Below are 17,940 nucleotides of genomic sequence, written 5' to 3'. Positions count from 1 at the left end.
TTTTCCCTACACGCAAGGCTTCTGGTTAATTTGTAATTACTTAACCCTGATGCGTGGCTTTCGCGTCACGCATACCCCCGTGCATGGTAAACGGCGTCTCAACATTGCCGGTGCTGAAGCCAAATTTCTTCATGATTTCAGCACCCAAACAGATCGTTCCAGAAGACGAAGCCCATAAATCCCAGCACCAGAAAGAGGCCGGCCCGGTATCCCATTTCCATCATCCGCTCCGATACCGGACGCCGGAAAACGGCTTCGAGTGCGTAGAACAGGAGGTGGCCGCCGTCGAGGGGGGGAATCGGCAAAAGGTTCAGAATTCCGATCCCGACCGACAGTCCGGCGACGAGCTGCACCAGCCACAGGAAGCCCAGCTTTGCCGCCTGCCCCGACATCTTGGCGATCTTGATCGGGCCGCCCAGCTGGCATTTGTCTTCGCGGCCGACAACGAATCGCTGCAGGAACTGGCCGGTGCGCTGAATGACGTGCCCCGTCTCCTCGACCGCGGCGCCGACTGCTCCGACAGGGCTGTAGGTGATCAGCCTGGGCTGGCCGACATCCTTGTTGTTGACGACGCCGATGACGGCCACCTTGACCTTGTTGCCCAGCGCGTCCAGCTGCTCCATCGGCTCCGGCGTCGCGACGACGGTGACCTCCTTGCCGTCGCGCAACATGGTGAAGGTGATGGCGTCGCCGCCGCGGCCTGAGACCAGGCGTTGGACGTCGGCGAAGGTCTCAACCTTGCTGCCGTCGACGGCGACGAATCGGTCGCCTGGCAAAATGCCGGCCCTTTCGGCTGGACTGCCGGCGGTGACCGCCGCCACCATCGGCTCAAACACAGGGCGGCCATAGAGGGAAAACAGCACGGCAAAGACGGCAATGGTCAAAAGGAAGTTGAACAGCGGTCCGGCCACCACCGTGGCGGCGCGTTTCCAGATGGGTTGCGTGTGGAAGGCGACCTTGCGTTCAGCGTCAGTCAGCGTTTCCAGATCTTCCGAACTCGGCTGGCTCGACGTGGCGCTCATGTCGCCGACGAATTTGACATAGCCGCCGAGCGGTATGGCGCAGAGCTTCCAGCGCGTGCCGTGGCTGTCGTTGAAGCCGAGAAGTTCGGGGCCGAAGCCGATCGAAAAGGCCTTCACGCCAATGCCGCACCAGCGGCCGACGAGGTAATGTCCCATTTCGTGAATGAAGACGACCACGGTCAGCACGAACAGAAACGGCACCAGCGTGCCGAGGACAAAGCCTTCCGTGCTGAAAAACGCGTGAAGAATTTCGTTCAAGTCATGCCCTCAAATTCACCTGCGGCATAAAGGTGTCGCCGCGACTGTGACATCAATCCAGGCGAATCCGTGGCGTGCGCCATTTCTTCGCCGTGAAATATCACTCAAGCCGGAAACAGCCCCTGCGCCGGATGATCGGCGCCCGCCGAAATCCAGCCCATCACGTATAGGGCAAAAGCCGCCGCGACAAGCCCGTCCACCCTGTCCATGACACCGCCATGCCCGGGTATCAACGCGCTTGAATCCTTGCGGCCGTGGCGGCGCTTGACCCAGGATTCGAAGAGATCGCCAGCCTGGGCAACAATCGACAGCACCAGCGCAACCAAGGCGAGGACGCCAAGATTGCCGGCCCCGGCGGCGGCAGCCAGAAGCACGCCGGCGGCCACGCCGCCGACAGCGCCGCCAAGCGCGCCGCTCTGCGTCTTGCCGGGGGATATAGATGGCGCGAGCTTGGGCCCACCGACGGAGCGGCCGACGAAATAGGCGAAGATGTCGGTCGCCCAGACCACGGCGAACAGAAACAGGATTGCGACCAGGCCGGGATGGTCGCCGCCGCGCAGCAGCGCCAGCGATAAGCCGGACAAAGCCGCGTAGGCAAGACCGGCTGCATCCCATTGCGCCGCTCCACGCATACGGGCGCCGACAGCAGCGACCACAACCATGGCCAGGACAAGAGACAGAAGCCACGATGCCGGCACGCCTGCAACCAGGGCGACGACGAAAACCAGAAGCAGCGCTTCGGGAATGAAGCCGAGGGTCGCACCGGCCAAGGGGCGCGACATGCGCGCCCATTCATAGAAGATGACCGCCGATATCCCGGCGCAAAGCAGGCGGAACCACAGCCCTCCCAACCAGGTCAGGCCAAGCGCTATTGCGGCCAGCACCAGCGCCGAGACGATGCGAAGCTGAAGATTGTTCATCCCGCCGCCGATCACGAGGCAGCGACATCTTGAGCGGCAAGCCCGCCAAAACGGCGCTCGCGGCCAGCAAAATCGCGCAATGCGTCGGCCAGGTGTTCGCGGCTGAAGTCAGGCCAGTAGCAAGGCAGAAAAACCAGTTCGCTGTAGGCTGCCTGCCACAGAAGGAAGTTCGACAGCCGAAGCTCGCCACTGGTGCGGATGACCAGCTCCGGATCGGGAATGCCTGCGGTGTCGAGGGCGCCGGCAAAAGTGTCTGCCGTGATCGCCTCTGCGTCGATCTCGCCGCGCGCCACTGCGGCTGCGAGCTTGCGTGCCGTGCGCACGATCTCGTCGCGCCCGCCATAGTTGAAGGCGATGACCAAGGTCAGCGATTCATTGCGCGCAGTCAGCGATTCGGCCTCTTCGAGCAGGCCCCTGATGTCCGGCTGCAGCCCCGCCCTGTCACCGATGATCCTGACGCGCACGCCGTTCTGGTGCAGTTCGGCCAGATCGCGGCGGATGAACAGCTTCAAAAGCCCCATCAGGTCGCTGACTTCGGCCTTGGGCCGCGACCAGTTTTCCGACGAAAAGGCGTAGACGGTCAGGAAGGAAATGCCGAGACCGGGCGCGGCGCGCACCGTCTTGCGCAGCGCTTCGACGCCGGCGCGATGGCCGGCAAGCCGCGGCATGCCGCGCGCCTTGGCCCAGCGTCCGTTTCCATCCATGATGATCGCGACATGCGCGGGCGTTGCCATTGTCTCGCTTTCGGGCCGGTGTGGGCCGACCCTAAACCTGCATGATTTCAGCTTCCTTATCGGAAAGCAGGTGATCGATGGTGCTGATCGTCTCGTCGGTCAGCTTCTGGACCTGATCGGAGCGCTTGCGCTGATCGTCCTCGCTGATGTCGCCGTCCTTTTCGGCCTTCTTCAAGAAGTCCATGCCGTCGCGACGGACATGGCGCACCGCGACGCGGGCGTTCTCGGCGTAGCCATGCGAGATCTTGACCAGTTCCTTGCGGCGCTGCTCGTTGAGCTCGGGCAGCGGAATTCTGAGATTGGTGCCGTCGACGATCGGATTGAAGCCGAGATTGGATTCTCTGATGGCACGGTCGACCGCGCCGACCATCGACTTATCCCAGACCGAAACCGAAATCATGCGCGGCTCGGGCACCGACACGTTCGCCACCTGGTTGATGGGCATGGTGGTGCCGTAGGCCTGGACCTGGATGGCGTCGAGCAGATTGCTGGAGGCACGGCCGGTGCGCAGCGAAGCCAAATCGTGCTTGAAGGCGGCGATCGCGCCATCCATGCGCCGCTTGAGGTCGTCGAACTCACCACTCATCTTAGTCTCCTCGACCCGTTTGATCCGGGTTCACTGCTTAGGGCCCATATTCGGACCCTCTTTCGAAAACTGATCCCTTTTTGGAGAGTATACTCCGGATTATTCGTCGGCGACGATCGTGCAACGGCCGCCGCCCCGCAGAATATCGCCGAAACCACCTTTTTCGTGGATCGAATAGACGATTATCGGGATGTTGTTTTCGCGCGCAAGTGCAATTGCGGCGGTATCCATGATCGATAAGCCCTTGTTGATGACTTCGGCATGGCTGATGCGCTCGAAGCGGGTCGCATTCGGATCCTTCTTGGGATCGGCCGAATAGACGCCGTCGACCTGGGTGCCCTTGAACAACGCGTCGGCGCCGATCTCGGCGGCGCGCAAGGCCGCGGCCGAATCGGTGGTGAAGAACGGATTGCCGGTGCCGCCGGCGAAAATGACGACCTTGCCCTGGTTCATATAGGCGGTGGCCTGGCGCTGGGAAAAACTCTCGCACAGTTCGGGCATGGCGATGGCCGACAGCACGACGGCATCGACGCCGATCTTGTTCAGCGAGGTGCGCAGCGCCAGCGAGTTGATGACGGTGGCCAGCATGCCCATGTGGTCGCCGGTGACGCGGTCGCCGCCCTTGGATGCCACCGCCACGCCGCGAAAGATATTGCCGCCGCCAATGACGACGCCGACCTCGATGCCAAGCGCGCGGGCTTCGGCGATGTCGGCGGCGATTCGGTCGACCACCGAGACGTCGATGCCGAAATGCTGCTCGCCCATCAACGCTTCGCCCGAGGCTTTCAGCAGGACACGTCGATAGAGGGGCTTTGCCGTCATCTGGACCTCGTCATTGATTGCGTGTGGCAGCCTGGGCAGGCCGCCCTCGCGCGGGCGCCGCCGCTGGCGCGATGCCGAGTTCCGATACACGAAGGGCGCCGCGATGTCACGCGGCGCCCCTCGCCCAATTCCGCCTTCCCGTCGCGGCCCGTCAGTTGCTGGTGATGCTGACGGCGTCGCCCTCGACCAGCAGCGGCGGCGCATAACCCAACGGTTTGTCGCCGGTCACGGCGCCGCCGGTAACCCGGGCTTGTATGTCGGACCCGAAATAGGCGTACGGGAATGGCGGCGGTGTCTTGCTGACCGTATCCAGCCGCGCGCGAAGCTCGGCGGGTAAAGTGAAATCCAACGCCGCCAGATTGTCCTGCAACTGTGCCAGCTTGGTGGCGCCAAGAATCACGGTGGCGATGCCCGGTTGCGTTGCCACCCAGTTGAGCGCGACCTGCGCCATGCTGTGTCCGAGTTCGGCGGCCACTTTTTCGAGTTCCGCCACGATCGCCCAGTTGCGCTCGGTGAACTTCTGGAACCCCGGATGAGTGGTGTTGCGAAAGCCGTCGAGCCGGCCGACATGGCCGTCCTGCGTCGGCCGGTACTTGCCGCTGAGCAGCCCGCTGGCCAGCGGGCTCCACACCGTGATTCCTGCGCCATGGCGGGTGCCGAAGGGCACGAACTCATTTTCGATCGAACGCTCCGCCAGCGAATATTCAAGTTGCAGGGCCGACACCGGCTCGTAGCCGCGCCACTCGGCGATCGTCTGCGCGCGGGCAGCATACCAGGCCGGCACATCGGACAGGCCGACATGGCGAATTTTGCCCGCACGCACGAGATCATCCGTCGTGCGCATGACCTCCTCGGCCGGCGTCAGCCCGTCCCAGACATGGAGGAGGTAGAGGTCGATATAGTCAGTGCCCAACCGCTTCAGCGAGGCGTCCACGGCGCGCAAGATGTTCTTGCGGCCATTGCCGCCGGCGTTCGGATTGCCGGGCTCCGCGTTGAAGGTGAATTTCGTGGCGATCACCGCTTTGTCGCGCAAGCCCCGCTCGGCGATGAATTCGCCGAGCCAGGTTTCGGCTGTGCCGCCGGTGTAGAGGTCGGCGGTGTCGAAGAAATTGCCGCCGGCCTCGACATAGGCGTCGGCCATGGCGCGCGCGGTTTCCCTGTCCGCGCCCCAGCCCCATTCGGTGCCAAAGGTCATGGTGCCCAGTGCCAGCCGGCTGACGCGCAGGCCGCTGTTGCCCAGTGTGTAATAGCTCATGGTCATGGTGTTTTTCCTATCCTGATTTCTTGACGCCGGCTCACTGGCCAGGCGTCATCTTGACCCAGGGATTGCCGCGCTCATGCGTGGCGCGGAAAACGAAGCCGTCGACTTTCCAGCCGGTCCCGGAGCGAACCAGATGGTGCTCGTAGGTGCCCCAGACTTCCCACAGCGGGTCGCCATTGCCTTCCATCCGGTTCCAGGCATAGCCGTTCGAAGAGACGGTCGCCGCGTCCGCCTCAAAGATCACCTGGTGATTGGTGCGCAGATGCAGGCTGGTCTTGCTGCCCCTGAGGTTGCCGGCCCAGGTACCGATCAGATTGTCGGAGGGGATGGTGGCGGCAGGCTGTCCTGACAGGCTGCTGAAGTCGACGGTGACACGGTCGGCGAAATAGGAGCGGGCAAGCTTCCAGTCCTGCGCATCGACGGCACGGTCGATGGCATCGGCGATGCGGATGACGGCGCGTTCGTCGGCGAGCGCGCGCCAACCGGACGGCTCGGCGCCGCCGGCATCGACCGGCGCTAGGGCAAGGCCTGCGGCGAAGGTAGCGTGTTTCAAGGCATCCATCTCTCTTCTCCTTTGTGCATCGGTGATGGCAATATGGGTCAGCCTGTCGGCATCGAGAAGATTGAAGTGTTCGCAAGGACTATGCGATATCATGCATGAATGGACCGGGATCTGCTCAGTCATTTGCCTGTCATCGTCGCCGTTGCCCGACGCGGCGGCTTTGCGCTAGCTGCGGCCGAACTGGGCATGTCCCCATCCGCCGTCAGCCATGCGGTGCGCCTCGTGGAGGAGCGGATCGGCCAGCCGCTGTTTGCGCGCACCACGCGCAGCGTCTCGCTGACGGAAGCCGGCAAGGCGCTGGTGGACACAGCAGCCCCTGCCCTCCAGGATATCGCCGACCGGATGGACCGCATCCGAGCCATCAAGGGCCGGCCCTCCGGCTTGCTCAGGTTGAACGTTCCCAACATCGCCGTTCCACTTGCCGTCACTCCCGTGGCCGCCGCGATGGCTGAACGCTATCCTGATGTGACCATCGAATTGCTCACCGACCAGGGGCTGGTGGACATTGTCGGCGAGGGTTTTGATGCCGGCATCCGGCTGGGCGAGATGATCGCACAGGACATGGTCACGGTCCGGCTGACGCCGCCATTCAACGCCGTGATCGTCGCCTCCCCCGCCTATGTCGGCCGGCATGGCCGTCCGCGCGGTGTGGCGGATCTTTCGGACCACAATTGCATCGGCTACCGGCTTGTGCGCTCCGGCGCACTCTATCGCTGGGACCTGACTGAGGACGGCAAGGATGTCGTGGCCGAGACGAAGGGTACGGTCATCGTCACCGATTCGCTGGCCGCGATCGACCTTGCGCTTGCCGGCGTCGGGCTGACCTATGTGTTCGAGCCGCTGGCGCGCGCGGAATTGGCCGCCGGCCGCCTCGTTCAGATCCTGCCGCAAACGGCGATCGAGGAGCCCGGCCTCTTCCTCTACTTCCCGCGCAGGGCGTCGATGGCGCCAAAGCTCAGGGCCTTCATCGACACCGCACAAGAAATTGGCCGAGCATCCTTGCGGACACCCGGCCGAGTTGCCTGAGCTGAGAAGCCCTTTTCGGGGCTATTTTTAAAACTACTTCTTCACCGCCGCCGCGACTTCCGCCGCGAAATCGGTCTCTTCCTTTTCGATGCCTTCGCCCAGCGCAAAGCGCAGATAGGCGGAGATCTTTGCCGGAGCGCCGATGTCCTTCTCGGCATCCTTCAGCGCCTGCTCGACAGTGATGTCGGGATTGAGCACGAAGGCCTGCTTGAGGAGCACGACTTCCTCGTAGAACTTGCGCAGGCGGCCTTCGACCATCTTTTCGATGATCGCTTCCGGCTTGCCGGACTGGCGCGCCTGGTCGGCGAAGATCGCCTTCTCGCGCTCGACCGCTGCCGGATCGATCTGCTCGGCGGTCAACGCCAGCGGGTTGGTGGCGGCGACATGCATGGCGACCTGGCGGCCAAAGGCGTTGGCGGCATGCTCATTGCCCGTGGTCTCGATCGCGACCAGAACGCCGAGCTTGCCAAGACCATCGGCAACCGCATTGTGGACGTAGGTTGCGACAGCACCGTGCGGGACGGTGAGCTTGGCCGAACGGCGGAAGCTCATGTTCTCGCCAATGGTGCCAACGGCGTCCTTGATGGTGTCAGTGACCGACTTGTCCGAACCCGGATACTTTGCGGCAGAGACAGCCTCCGTCGTGCCATAAGCAAGCGCGACCTTGGCGACATTGCGAACGATCTCCTGGAACTGCTCGTTGCGGGCCACGAAATCGGTCTCGGAGTTAACCTCGACGATGGCGGCCTCGCGGACGCCGGAGTCGACGCCGATCAGGCCTTCGGCGGCAGTACGGCCAGCCTTCTTGTCGGCCTTGGAAATGCCCTTCTTGCGCAGCCAGTCGACGGCCTCTTCGATGTTGCCGTTGGTCTCCGTCAACGCCGCCTTGCAGTCCATCATGCCCGCGCCGGTCAAGTCGCGGAGTTCTTTGACCTGTGCAGCCGAAATGCTCATTGTCGCCTCTTTGTTTTAAATGCACCGACGCACCACCGGTACTCGGTGATGCGTCCGTCTAGCGTGCCAAATATGAGAATGATGAAGGCCGCAACCGGCCTTCGATTGTCAAGCTTCCGGCGCGTCCGCAGCCGGGGCCGGAGCCGGATCAAGCGCCGGTTCGACCGGAGCTTCGACCGAGGCGCCGATGTCGACGCCGAGCGCGCCCTGCTGGCGGGCGATGCCGTCGATGGCAGCCTTGGCGATCAGGTCGCAATAGAGCTGGATGGCGCGCGCCGCGTCGTCATTACCGGGGATCGGGAAGTCGATCTTGTCCGGATCGCAGTTCGAATCGATGATGGCAACGACCGGAATGCCGAGGCGCTTGGCCTCGAGAATGGCGATCGCTTCCTTGTTGGTGTCGATGACGAACATCAGGTCGGGGGTCGAGCCCATGTCCTTGATACCGCCGAGCGCCTTGTCGAGCTTCTCGCGCTCGCGGTCGAGGTTCAGGCGTTCCTTCTTGGTCAGGCCCTGGGCCTCACCGGCCAGCATCTCGTCGAGCTTGCGCAGGCGCTGGATCGAATTCGAGATCGTCTTCCAGTTGGTCAGCATGCCGCCGAGCCAACGCGAATTGACATAATACTGGGCCGAACGCTGCGCCGCGTCAGCGACGATATCCGAAGCCTGGCGCTTGGTACCGACGAACAGCACGCGACCGCCCTTGGCAACGGTGTCGGAAACCTGCTTCAGAGCCTGGTGCAGCAAAGGCACCGTCTGCGACAGGTCAATGATGTGGATGTTGTTGCGGGCGCCGTAGATGTAAGGCGCCATCTTCGGGTTCCAGCGGTGGGTCTGGTGGCCGAAGTGAATGCCAGCTTCCAAAAGCTGGCGCATGCTGAAATCAGGCAGTGCCATTCTTAGTTCCTTTTCCGGTTAGCCTCCACGGACACAGGCATTTTTGGACTTTGTCCTCGAACGCCACCGGAGGTTTCAGCCGGATTTCTCCCGGGCAGACACCAAAGTCCGTGTGTGGAATGAGCGCGCATATAGAGGGGAAGCGCTGCAAACGCAAGCGGTGAGGTGCTTCATCGCTCAGCGTGCGGCAATCAGCGCTCCGGTGCCGATCATGGCGCTGCCGGCGAACCGGTTAATCAGCCGCATGCGTTCGGGCGTCCTGAACCAGCCGGATGCCCTGCCCGCCAGCGCGGCGTAGATGCCCATGGTGAGAATATTGGCGCCGACGACGACTGCCACCACCAGCAGGCCGTCGGCAAACGTCATGGTGTCGAGGTTGAGGATCAGCGGCATGATCGAGGCGTGGAACAGGATCGCCTTCGGGTTGCCGAGCGCCACGGAGGCGCCAAGCAGGAACGAACGCGACAATCCGGTTTGGGGGATTCCTTGCGCGGCCGATTGCGCGGCCGCGGCCCGCCACATCTTGATGCCGAGGAAAATCAGGTAGGCCGCACCGGCGTATTTCAACAGGAGAAACACCCATTCGAAGGTCTGGGCCAGCGCCACCAGCCCGAGCAGTGCCAGGGTGACCAGCACGGCATCGCCGGCGGCAATGCCCATTCCGGCGACGAACGCACGCAGGAAGCCGCGTGCCACGCCGTTGGTGATCACCGTGAACATCGCCGGTCCCGGCGTGGCGGCGGCAAGTGTGATGGCAAGGCAATAAGCCAGGAATGCCGTTAGCGTCACGATCGGCCCTTTCCGTTGGGTACCCGTACGCGCCTGAAGATCGCAACGATCTCCTCGCGGCTGCATTCGATGGCGCCGAGCCGCACCGCCCGGTCGCGCTCGAAGCCGGTTATGTCATAGTGCGGCGCCGATGTCCTGGGCGGCCCCTGGTAGGACGAACGCTTGACGCCAAGCTCGGCGGCGAAACGATGCAGTTCGTCCGTATCGTCGGCCATCAGGTGGCACCAGCGATGGCCGGCCCATTTCCAGATCGCCGCATCGACATAGACCGCCATCGGGAACTGCCATCAAGCCTGCCGTGGCCAGCGCCGCATTGTTGCTATTTCGAGACCGGGCAAGGCTTGGTCTGATCGAACAGCGACAGGTTGACCAGCTTTCCGGTCATCGAGAACTCGCCATAGTCCATTGTGAGGTCGCGGGTGATGCCGTTCTCGTGCAGCTTGAAGCTGATGCGGTATTCCGGCACCTCTTCGCCCGATTTGTCGGTCTCGTCGAAATAGGCGATGTCGACCGGCCAGTATTTGTCGCCGGCAAGCTTGGCCAGCGCCGGCGCTTCGGGGTCGGCCTTGTCGCCCTCGGCCTTCTTGCCGACGATGACGGTGGTGGTCATCACCTTGTTGGCATCCTCCGAACCGTCGAACAGGCTGGTTTCGTAGAAATTCTCGCCCTTCTCGGCCTTGCCGATCAGTTCGACCAGATGCTGGGTCGGGAACTGGGTGGCGGCGAGTTCCAGGCTGTTCTTCTCGGGCTTGTCGATGTCGACCTTGAGGCCCTTGGTCTCTTTCGTGGCGGTGCCCTTGACCTCCTTGTCGAGGTTCTGGTCGACGAAGGATTTGGTCACGAACGAGAAGGTCTTGCCTTCGGCGTCCTCGAACGTGGTCGTCTGCTGGTCGGTCAGCCTGGTGTTGTCGCCGGTGGCGATCTGGGTGACGAAACGGAATTTTACCGTATAGCCCTCGCAGGGCGAGCCGTTGAACTCATAGACCATGCGGCCGGAAATGCCGGTGATGCCCGAGCGGTCCGACGCCTTGTCGAGGGTAAGATCGTAGACGGCGCGATGCGCCTGCAGCGCCGGCACGGCAAAGGCTGGAGCCATCGAGAACAGCACCGGAACGAGAACGGCGTGGAAGGCAAGGCGCGTTGCGCGCATAAGGGGCTCCGATCGTCGCAGCTGATGGCAGGCCGCAGGTAAAGATGGTCCAGCTTAAAAAAAGTCGTGGCGGAAGCGAGGCAAAAATAGCAATTTCGGCCCGGCCAGCGCGGCGTCTCCAAGCAATAGGGAAATACGATGAGTGAAACAATCGAAAAGCGGCTAAGCGATCTCGGCGTGACGATACCTGCAGCCGCAGCGCCCGCCGCGAACTATGTGCCCTATTGCAGGTCCGGCAATCTTTTGTTCACCGCCGGGCAGTTGCCGCTCAAGGACGGCAAGCTGCAGGCAAGCGGCCTGCTCGGCCGCGACGTCGATACCGCAACCGGCAAGGAAGGCGCAAAGTACTGTGCAATCAACATCTTGGCGCAGGCAAAAGCAGCACTTGGCGATCTCGAAAAAATCCAGCGGCTAGTCAAGATTACCGTCTTTGTTGCATCAGTGCCGGATTTCGTCGAGCAGCATCTGGTCGCCAATGGCGCCTCCGATTTCCTGGTCGCGGCCCTTGGCGAGCGCGGCAAGCATGCCCGCTCCGCCGTCGGCACCGCCTGTCTGCCGCTTAATGCCGCAGTGGAAATCGAAGCCGTCTTCGAGGTCGCATGAGCAGGACCAAGACAATGACCGACCTTTCCTGGCTGACCGCCCGCCCGGTGGCGCATCGCGGCTTTCACGACATGAACAAGACGCGCTGGGAAAACACGCTGTCGGCCTTCGCTGCTGCCGCCGAGCGCGGCTATACGATCGAATGCGACGTGCATTTGTCGTCCGACCGCGTCCCCGTCATCATTCATGACGGCGATCTCAGGCGGTTGACCGGCCAGGACGGCTTCGTCTGGCAGCGCACGGCAGCGGAAATGACGGCACTCAGGATCGGCGGCACCAGGGACCATATACCGACGTTGCAGGAAGCGCTCGACCTGGTCGATGGCCGTGTGCCGATGGTTATCGAACTGAAGGGCGTGCCCGGTTACGACGAGGGCCTGGTGGCAAGCGTCGGCAAGATGCTGGAGCGCTACAAGGGCAAGGCGGCGATCATGTCGTTCGACCACTGGCTGGTCCGCGATTTCCCCAGGGATGCGCCTGGCATTCCGGGTGGGCTGACCGCCTATGGCAGGGACAACCAGTTGATCGAGGCGCATTTTGCCATGCTGGCACATGACATCGCCTTCACCTCCTATGCCGCCGGCGATCTGCCGAACCCGTTCGTCAGCTTCGTGCGTGAAAGGCTTAAAATGCCTGTCATCACCTGGACGGTGCATGACCAGCCGGCGGTGGATCTCACCTTCAAATACGCCGACCAGATGACGTTCGAAGGGTTCGAACCTGATCTGGTCAAAGTCGCCTGATGGGAGTGCGTGAAACGTGACTTGTAGCGGCCCCGACAGAGCTTAAATAAGCCTCATGGATCAGGGTGACGAAGGCGATGGGCAAACGGCGAATGCGGAGTTCTCCATCCGCGTCGCCGCCGGCATCAATGCCTTCACATGCGACGAGTGGAACGGCTTTACCGGCACAACCCGCAGCGACACAGAAAACGGCTATAACCCTCTCGTTTCATATGCTTTTCTGAGCGCGCTTGAAGATTCCGGCTGCGCCGTGCGGCGTACCGGCTGGCAAGGTCATCATCTCAGACTGGAAAATGCCCAAGGCAGATTGCTGGGCGCCGTGCCCTGCTATCTCAAATCGCACAGCCAGGGCGAATATGTCTTCGACCACGGCTGGTCCGATGCGTTCGAACGCGCCGGCGGCAACTACTATCCGAAACTGCAATGCGCCGTGCCGTTCTCTCCGGTCACCGGCCCTCGCCTGCTGGTCAGCAAGGGCGAGGACAGCGCCATTGTGAAGGCCGGTCTCGCAGCGGGCCTGAAGGCGGTGACGGAAAAGCTCGGCGTGTCCTCCGCGCATGTCACCTTCGCCAATGAAAGCGACGTTGCAACGCTGGAAGCAGCCGGCTTCCTGCACCGCACCGACCAGCAGTTCCATTTCTTCAACGAAGGCTTTTCGACCTATGATGACTTTCTCGCCACGCTGGCATCACGCAAGCGCAAGGCGATGAAGAAGGAGCGCCGCGAGGCGCTCGCCAACGGTATCTCGATCGACCGGCTGACCGGCAAGGACCTGACCGAAAAGGCGTGGGACGATTTCTTCGCCTTCTATATGGATACCGGCAGCCGCAAATGGGGCCGGCCCTACCTCAACCGCAAGTTCTTCTCGCTGATCGGCGAGCGCATGTCCCAGGACATCCTGTTGATCATGGCCAAGCGCAATGGCCGCTATGTCGCCGGCGCCATCAACTTCATCGGCTCCGATGCGCTCTACGGCCGCAATTGGGGCTGCATCGAGAACCACCCGTTCCTGCATTTCGAAGTCTGCTACCATCAGGCCATCGACTTCGCCATCGAGCGCAAGCTGAAGGTGGTCGAGGCGGGCGCGCAGGGTGAGCACAAGCTGGCGCGCGGCTATCGTCCCGTGACCATGCATTCGGCGCACTACATCGCACATCCCGGCCTGCGCAATGCTGTGGCCGACTATCTCCGGCGGGAACGCCGCGAGGTCGAGCGGATGGGCGAAATTCTGGAAGAGCATACGCCGTTCCGCAAGGATCTTGAGGAATAGCGATCCGCCCCTGCCCTCGCCTGACCATCTTACCTGACCATCTTACCTGACCATCTTGCCGGTCCGGGACAGCTTCGCTACACCGGGAGCATACTCCCGGAGCGCCGCCATGACCGAGGCCTACGACCCCAGCAATATCTTCGCAAAGATCCTGCGCGGCGAAATCCCCTCGCACCGCATCTACGAGGATGATGCCGTGGTCGCCTTCATGGATGTGATGCCGCAAGGCCCCGGTCACACGCTGGTGGTGCCCAAAGCACCGTCGCGCAATCTGCTCGATGCCGATCCCGCGACGCTCGGCCGGCTGTTCACCAGGGTCCAAACGGTCGCGCTGGCGGTCAAAAAGGCTTTCGGCGCTGACGGGGTCACCATCCTGCAGTTCAACGAACCGGCGTCCGGCCAGACCGTCTACCACCTACATGTCCATGTCATCCCGCGGTTCGAAGGCATCGCGCTCAAGCCGCATACGGGGCAGATGGAGAAGCCCGAAGTGCTGACGGAGAACGCGGCGAAGATCCGAGCAGCGCTGAACGGTTGAGGTGGCGCGCGCCTCAGGGCGATGCGCTCAGCCACAATCCACCACGTCGGTTAGGAAAATATCAAACCACGCCGTGATAACGTGCTCCGTACCGGGATGCGTTTGGGTTTTCAAAATCGTGGAACATTCGGTTGCGACATCAGAGCCGTTGGTAAAAGCAGCTGCCGGGCGGGCCTTTCTGCGCACCTTGGCGGACGCGTACCGGCGACACCGCCTGCTGCACGCGATGGCCATCGCTGCCCTGCTTTTGGCAGCCGCGGTCGGCCTGCGCACCGGAAACATGCCGGATTTCGGCGTGCTGGAAGACTATTCCCAATACCTTCTTTTCGCTTTCTGGATCGGTGGCTGCGCCTTCGCACTCGGCAGCTTTTTTCACCTTGCACTCATCAAGCGGGATCCTGAGCCGCTCGGCACTTTTCTGCGATCGATCGGCGGCGTCTTCGGCGACGCCGAGCGCAACGCCAACAGCCTGAATGGTCTGGCCGCGTGCATTGCGCTCATATCCGCTTTCGGTGTGTTGAAAGGCGCGGTCGCGATCCTTTCGCCATTCGCATGGGATCACGCATTGGCTCAGGCCGACCGGGTGCTGCATTTCGGCCGAGCGCCCCATGAATGGCTGTGGTTTATCGTCCAGTCGCCGCTCGCCGTAAGATCGTTCAACCTGGCTTACAATTCCTGGTTCGTCGTCCTTATCGCCTCGGTCTTCATCGCTTGCATCACGCGCAGGGACACGAAGCTGCGTCACCAGTTCCTGATGAGCTTCATGCTCGTGTGGATACTGGCGGGTTTTTTCCTGGCGATGGGCCTGTCTTCGGCAGGGCCGTGCTTTTACGAGCGACTGGGGCTGGGCAGCGACTATCATTCCCTGATGCAAGCACTCGCCGCCGCCGATCGCATCTATCCGATCTGGGCGCTCAGCACGCAGGACATTGTGTGGAGCGGCTATATCGGGGCGACGCCAGGCAGTCTCGGCATATCCGCCTTCCCGTCCATGCATGTAGCGATGGCGGTGCTTTTCGCGCTTTATGCAACACGCCGCTCACGGTTGGCCGGCCTTTTGATGTGGGCATTCGCCGCAATCATCATGGTCGGCTCGGTCGTCCTTGGCTGGCATTATGCCGTGGATGGCTATGCGAGCGTTCTGATTTCGATCGCCATCTGGAAGGCGTGCGGGTACTTCCTGGGCAAGTTTGCACCCGAGGGCGTCGCCGCCTGACCTAACAACATCTGCCCTGAAAAGCAGGGGTGCTGTGTCGGCAAACCGGCCAGCCAATGAAAAAAGGGCCCGTCACCGGGCCCTTCATAGGCGAACCTTTCAGCTCTTGCGCGGCAGTTGCGGCACCAGGCTGCGCTTGCCGCCATCCTTGCCCTTGGGCTCAGGCTCGTCCTTGCCCTTGGGCTGAGGCTTCTGCGCCACCGCCTTCTTGGCGACGGGCTTCTTGGCCACCGCCTTGCGGGCTTTCGGCGTCTCTTCCGGCTCCTGCTTCGGCTGCACCGGGGCTTCGTCGGCCAGTGATTCGAGCTTCAGGCCGGTTTCGCCGGTTTCCTTCTTCTCGACGGTGACGCGCACCGTGCCGCCCTTCTTGAGCTTGCCGAACAGCACCTCGTCGGCCAACGGCTTCTTGATGTGCTCCTGGATGACCCGGCCGAGCGGCCGCGCACCCATGCGCTCATCATAGCCCTTGTCGGCCAGCCAGGCGATCGCGTCGGACGACAGGTCGAAGGTGACGCCCCGCTCGGAGAGCTGGGCCTCGAGCTGCATGACGAACTTCTGCACCACCTGATGGATGACCGGCACCGGCAGCGAACCGAACGGGATGATCGCATCGAGACGGTTGCGGAACTCCGGCGTGAACAACCGGTTGATGGCCTCGACATCGTCGCCTTCGCGCTTGGTCGATCCGAAACCGATCGCCGCGCGCTGCGCATCGGATGCGCCTGCATTGGTGGTCATGATAAGGATGACATTGCGGAAGTCGATCTGCTTGCCGTTGTGGTCGGTCAGCTTGCCGTGGTCCATGACCTGCAACAGGATGTTGAACAGGTCCGGATGCGCCTTCTCGACTTCATCCAGCAAGAGCACGCAGTGCGGATGCTGGTCGACCCCGTCGGTCAACAAGCCGCCCTGGTCGAAGCCGACATAGCCGGGAGGCGCGCCGATCAACCGCGAGACGGTGTGGCGTTCCATATATTCCGACATGTCGAAGCGGATCAGCTCGACGCCGAGCGAGGCAGCCAACTGCTTGGCGACTTCGGTCTTGCCGACGCCGGTCGGGCCTGAGAACAGGTAGGAGCCGATCGGCTTTTCCGGTTCGCGCAGGCCGGCACGCGCCAGCTTGATCGCCGAGGTCAGAGCGGTGATGGCGGTGTCCTGGCCATAGACGACGCGCTTCAGCTCGATGTCGAGGCCTTGCAGCACCTTCTCGTCGTCGGCCGAAACCGTCTTCGGCGGGATGCGGGCCATCGTGGCGATCGTGGCTTCGATCTCCTTGATGCCGATCGTCTTCTTGCGCTTGGCTTCCGGCACCAGCATCTGCGAGGCGCCGGTCTCGTCGATCACATCGATCGCCTTGTCCGGCAGCTTGCGGTCGTTGATGTAGCGGGCCGACAGTTCCACCGAAGCCTTGATCGCCTCGTTGGTGAACTTCACCTTGTGGAATTCCTCATAATAGGGCTTGAGGCCCTTCATGATCTCGATGGCGTCCTCGATGGTCGGCTCGTTGACGTCGATCTTCTGGAAGCGCCGCACCAGAGCGCGGTCCTTCTCGAAGAACTGGCGGAACTCCTTGTAAGTGGTCGAGCCGATGCAGCGGATGGCACCCGAAGACAGCGCCGGCTTCAACAGGTTCGACGCATCCATCGCGCCGCCGGACGTCGCACCGGCGCCGATGACGGTGTGGATCTCGTCGATGAACAGCACGGCGCCCGGATAATCCTCGAGCTCCTTGACGACCTGCTTCAGCCGCTCTTCGAAATCGCCACGGTAGCGCGTGCCGGCCAGAAGCGTGCCCATGTCGAGCGCGAAAATGGTGGCGTCCTGCAGCACTTCGGGCACATCGCCTTCGACGATGCGCTTGGCCAGACCTTCGGCAATCGCCGTCTTGCCGACGCCGGGATCGCCGACATAGAGCGGGTTGTTCTTGGAGCGGCGGCACAGCACCTGGATGGTGCGGTTGATTTCGCTCTCGCGGCCGATCAGCGGATCGATCTTGCCGGCCTTGGCTTTGTTGTTGAGGTTGACGCAATAGGCAGTCAGCGCATCCTGCTGCTGCTTCTTCTTGCCGCCTTCCTCCTGCGGCTCGGCGCCGTTCTGGCCGCCCTGCTCGTCATCGGCGCCGCGCGGCGAGCGCGTCTCCGATGCGCCGGGGCGCTTGGCGATGCCGTGCGAGATGTAGTTGACCGCGTCGTAGCGGGTCATCTGCTGTTCCTGCAGGAAATAAGCGGCATGGCTCTCGCGCTCGGCAAAGATGGCGACGAGCACGTTGGCGCCGGACACTTCCTCGCGGCCGGATGACTGCACATGGATCACGGCGCGCTGGATGACGCGCTGGAAGCCGGCGGTCGGCTTGGAATCCTCATCGTAACCGGTGACCAGATTGTCGAGTTCGGTGTCGATATAGGTCAGAACGGTGTGCTTCAGCTCGTCGAGATCGACGTTGCAGGCGCGCATAACGGCGGCCGCCTCGGTGTCGTCGATGAGGGCGAGCAGCAGATGTTCTAGGGTTGCATATTCATGGTGCCGCTCATTGGCGAGCGTCAGCGCCTGGTGAAGCGCCTTTTCCAGGCCTTGGGAGAAAGCCGGCAT

The 17,940-nt window shown here is 62.5% G+C and carries 19 protein-coding genes; 6 read left to right on the top strand and 13 right to left on the bottom strand.

Going from position 1 to position 17,940, the window contains the following annotated elements; genetic code table 11:
- Positions 1-137 precede the first annotated feature (137 nt).
- The 7 genes from rseP to NLY37_RS08000 form a co-directional block, all read right to left on the bottom strand.
- Entirely contained in the window at positions 138-1,280 is a 1,143-nt protein-coding gene (rseP, locus tag NLY37_RS08030) for an RIP metalloprotease RseP (protein WP_023688578.1), read from the bottom strand.
- Positions 1,281-1,384: 104 nt separating this feature from the next.
- Positions 1,385-2,200, bottom strand: a complete 816-nt coding sequence (locus NLY37_RS08025; protein WP_023742442.1) for a phosphatidate cytidylyltransferase — start codon at positions 2,198-2,200, stop codon at positions 1,385-1,387.
- An 11-nt stretch (positions 2,201-2,211) separates the two neighbouring features.
- Complete coding sequence (locus NLY37_RS08020; protein WP_023748403.1) at positions 2,212-2,934, bottom strand: isoprenyl transferase; 723 nt, start codon at positions 2,932-2,934, stop codon at positions 2,212-2,214.
- 31 nt (positions 2,935-2,965) lie between these two features.
- On the bottom strand, positions 2,966-3,520 hold the full coding sequence (frr, locus tag NLY37_RS08015; protein WP_023671027.1) for a ribosome recycling factor: 555 nt from the start codon (positions 3,518-3,520) through the stop codon (positions 2,966-2,968).
- A 99-nt stretch (positions 3,521-3,619) separates the two neighbouring features.
- Positions 3,620-4,342 carry a UMP kinase gene (pyrH, locus tag NLY37_RS08010; protein ID WP_023671026.1) on the bottom strand — a complete coding sequence of 241 codons (723 nt, stop codon included), beginning with the start codon at positions 4,340-4,342 and terminating at the stop codon, positions 3,620-3,622.
- A 151-nt stretch (positions 4,343-4,493) separates the two neighbouring features.
- A complete protein-coding gene (locus NLY37_RS08005; RefSeq protein ID WP_023742443.1) occupies positions 4,494-5,603 on the bottom strand; it encodes an aldo/keto reductase in 1,110 nt (369 codons plus the stop codon).
- A gap of 34 nt (positions 5,604-5,637) precedes the next feature.
- A complete protein-coding gene (locus NLY37_RS08000; RefSeq protein WP_023671025.1) occupies positions 5,638-6,165 on the bottom strand; it encodes a nuclear transport factor 2 family protein in 528 nt (175 codons plus the stop codon).
- 99 nt (positions 6,166-6,264) lie between these two features.
- Here NLY37_RS08000 and NLY37_RS07995 point away from each other — a divergent pair, with 99 nt between their 5' ends.
- Complete coding sequence (locus NLY37_RS07995; protein ID WP_023742444.1) at positions 6,265-7,191, top strand: LysR family transcriptional regulator; 927 nt, start codon at positions 6,265-6,267, stop codon at positions 7,189-7,191.
- Between the two features lie 33 nt (positions 7,192-7,224).
- Here the strand turns inward: NLY37_RS07995 and tsf are convergent, their stop codons facing one another.
- The 5 genes from tsf to NLY37_RS07970 form a co-directional block, all read right to left on the bottom strand.
- Positions 7,225-8,145 (bottom strand): translation elongation factor Ts, encoded by a 921-nt coding sequence (gene tsf / locus NLY37_RS07990; RefSeq protein ID WP_023684688.1) that lies wholly within the window; start codon positions 8,143-8,145, stop codon positions 7,225-7,227.
- Positions 8,146-8,253: 108 nt separating this feature from the next.
- Positions 8,254-9,042, bottom strand: a complete 789-nt coding sequence (gene rpsB, locus NLY37_RS07985) for a 30S ribosomal protein S2 (RefSeq protein ID WP_023671022.1) — start codon at positions 9,040-9,042, stop codon at positions 8,254-8,256.
- 177 nt (positions 9,043-9,219) lie between these two features.
- Positions 9,220-9,831 (bottom strand): LysE family translocator, encoded by a 612-nt coding sequence (locus tag NLY37_RS07980; protein ID WP_023688582.1) that lies wholly within the window; start codon positions 9,829-9,831, stop codon positions 9,220-9,222.
- On the bottom strand, positions 9,828-10,106 hold the full coding sequence (locus NLY37_RS07975; protein ID WP_023671020.1) for a DUF4031 domain-containing protein: 279 nt from the start codon (positions 10,104-10,106) through the stop codon (positions 9,828-9,830). The genes NLY37_RS07980 and NLY37_RS07975 overlap by 4 nt, the downstream gene beginning before the upstream one ends.
- Before the next feature lie 44 nt (positions 10,107-10,150).
- Entirely contained in the window at positions 10,151-10,981 is an 831-nt protein-coding gene (locus tag NLY37_RS07970) for a cell envelope integrity EipB family protein (protein ID WP_023671019.1), read from the bottom strand.
- Between the two features lie 138 nt (positions 10,982-11,119).
- Here NLY37_RS07970 and NLY37_RS07965 point away from each other — a divergent pair, with 138 nt between their 5' ends.
- The 5 genes from NLY37_RS07965 (at position 11,120) to NLY37_RS07945 (ending at position 15,351) form a co-directional block, all read left to right on the top strand.
- Positions 11,120-11,584, top strand: coding sequence for a RidA family protein (locus NLY37_RS07965; RefSeq protein WP_023693441.1), 465 nt, complete (start codon positions 11,120-11,122; stop codon positions 11,582-11,584).
- Between the two features lie 14 nt (positions 11,585-11,598).
- On the top strand, positions 11,599-12,327 hold the full coding sequence (locus tag NLY37_RS07960) for a glycerophosphodiester phosphodiesterase (RefSeq protein WP_023742445.1): 729 nt from the start codon (positions 11,599-11,601) through the stop codon (positions 12,325-12,327).
- Between the two features lie 55 nt (positions 12,328-12,382).
- Positions 12,383-13,597 (top strand): GNAT family N-acetyltransferase, encoded by a 1,215-nt coding sequence (locus NLY37_RS07955; protein ID WP_023742446.1) that lies wholly within the window; start codon positions 12,383-12,385, stop codon positions 13,595-13,597.
- 109 nt (positions 13,598-13,706) lie between these two features.
- Complete coding sequence (locus tag NLY37_RS07950) at positions 13,707-14,135, top strand: HIT family protein (RefSeq protein WP_023742447.1); 429 nt, start codon at positions 13,707-13,709, stop codon at positions 14,133-14,135.
- A 73-nt stretch (positions 14,136-14,208) separates the two neighbouring features.
- Positions 14,209-15,351: a phosphatase PAP2 family protein gene (locus NLY37_RS07945; protein WP_245265788.1), complete on the top strand. Its 1,143-nt coding sequence runs from the start codon at positions 14,209-14,211 to the stop codon at positions 15,349-15,351.
- A 99-nt stretch (positions 15,352-15,450) separates the two neighbouring features.
- On the opposite strand, the gene clpA is transcribed toward NLY37_RS07945, so the two are convergent.
- The gene (gene clpA / locus NLY37_RS07940) at positions 15,451-17,940 is read right to left on the bottom strand and encodes an ATP-dependent Clp protease ATP-binding subunit ClpA (RefSeq protein ID WP_023684681.1); all 2,490 of its coding nucleotides are present in this window, start codon (positions 17,938-17,940) and stop codon (positions 15,451-15,453) included.

Source organism: Mesorhizobium sp. C395A, assembly GCF_030323205.1.
In the GTDB taxonomy this organism is placed as follows: domain Bacteria; phylum Pseudomonadota; class Alphaproteobacteria; order Rhizobiales; family Rhizobiaceae; genus Mesorhizobium.
The sequence above is the reverse complement of the archived record's forward strand: the minus strand, read 5'-3'. Positions and strand labels throughout refer to the sequence as shown.

Excerpts from the sequence above, each read along its gene's own strand:
- NLY37_RS07975 (WP_023671020.1), bottom strand. The coding sequence starts at position 10,106 with ATGGCGGTCTATGTCGATGCGGCGATCTGGAAATGGGCCGGCCATCGC.
- NLY37_RS08000 (WP_023671025.1), bottom strand. The coding sequence starts at position 6,165 with ATGGATGCCTTGAAACACGCTACCTTCGCCGCAGGCCTTGCCCTAGCG.
- NLY37_RS08005 (WP_023742443.1), bottom strand. The coding sequence starts at position 5,603 with ATGACCATGAGCTATTACACACTGGGCAACAGCGGCCTGCGCGTCAGC.
- NLY37_RS08025 (WP_023742442.1), bottom strand. The coding sequence starts at position 2,200 with ATGAACAATCTTCAGCTTCGCATCGTCTCGGCGCTGGTGCTGGCCGCA.
- NLY37_RS08020 (WP_023748403.1), bottom strand. The coding sequence starts at position 2,934 with ATGGCAACGCCCGCGCATGTCGCGATCATCATGGATGGAAACGGACGC.
- NLY37_RS07965 (WP_023693441.1), top strand. The coding sequence starts at position 11,120 with ATGAGTGAAACAATCGAAAAGCGGCTAAGCGATCTCGGCGTGACGATA.
- frr (WP_023671027.1), bottom strand. The coding sequence starts at position 3,520 with ATGAGTGGTGAGTTCGACGACCTCAAGCGGCGCATGGATGGCGCGATC.
- rpsB (WP_023671022.1), bottom strand. The coding sequence starts at position 9,042 with ATGGCACTGCCTGATTTCAGCATGCGCCAGCTTTTGGAAGCTGGCATT.
- clpA (WP_023684681.1), bottom strand. The coding sequence starts at position 17,940 with ATGCCGGCTTTCTCCCAAGGCCTGGAAAAGGCGCTTCACCAGGCGCTG.
- pyrH (WP_023671026.1), bottom strand. The coding sequence starts at position 4,342 with ATGACGGCAAAGCCCCTCTATCGACGTGTCCTGCTGAAAGCCTCGGGC.
- NLY37_RS07970 (WP_023671019.1), bottom strand. The coding sequence starts at position 10,981 with ATGCGCGCAACGCGCCTTGCCTTCCACGCCGTTCTCGTTCCGGTGCTG.
- NLY37_RS07955 (WP_023742446.1), top strand. The coding sequence starts at position 12,383 with ATGGATCAGGGTGACGAAGGCGATGGGCAAACGGCGAATGCGGAGTTC.
- NLY37_RS07995 (WP_023742444.1), top strand. The coding sequence starts at position 6,265 with ATGGACCGGGATCTGCTCAGTCATTTGCCTGTCATCGTCGCCGTTGCC.
- NLY37_RS07950 (WP_023742447.1), top strand. The coding sequence starts at position 13,707 with ATGACCGAGGCCTACGACCCCAGCAATATCTTCGCAAAGATCCTGCGC.
- NLY37_RS07960 (WP_023742445.1), top strand. The coding sequence starts at position 11,599 with ATGACCGACCTTTCCTGGCTGACCGCCCGCCCGGTGGCGCATCGCGGC.
- tsf (WP_023684688.1), bottom strand. The coding sequence starts at position 8,145 with ATGAGCATTTCGGCTGCACAGGTCAAAGAACTCCGCGACTTGACCGGC.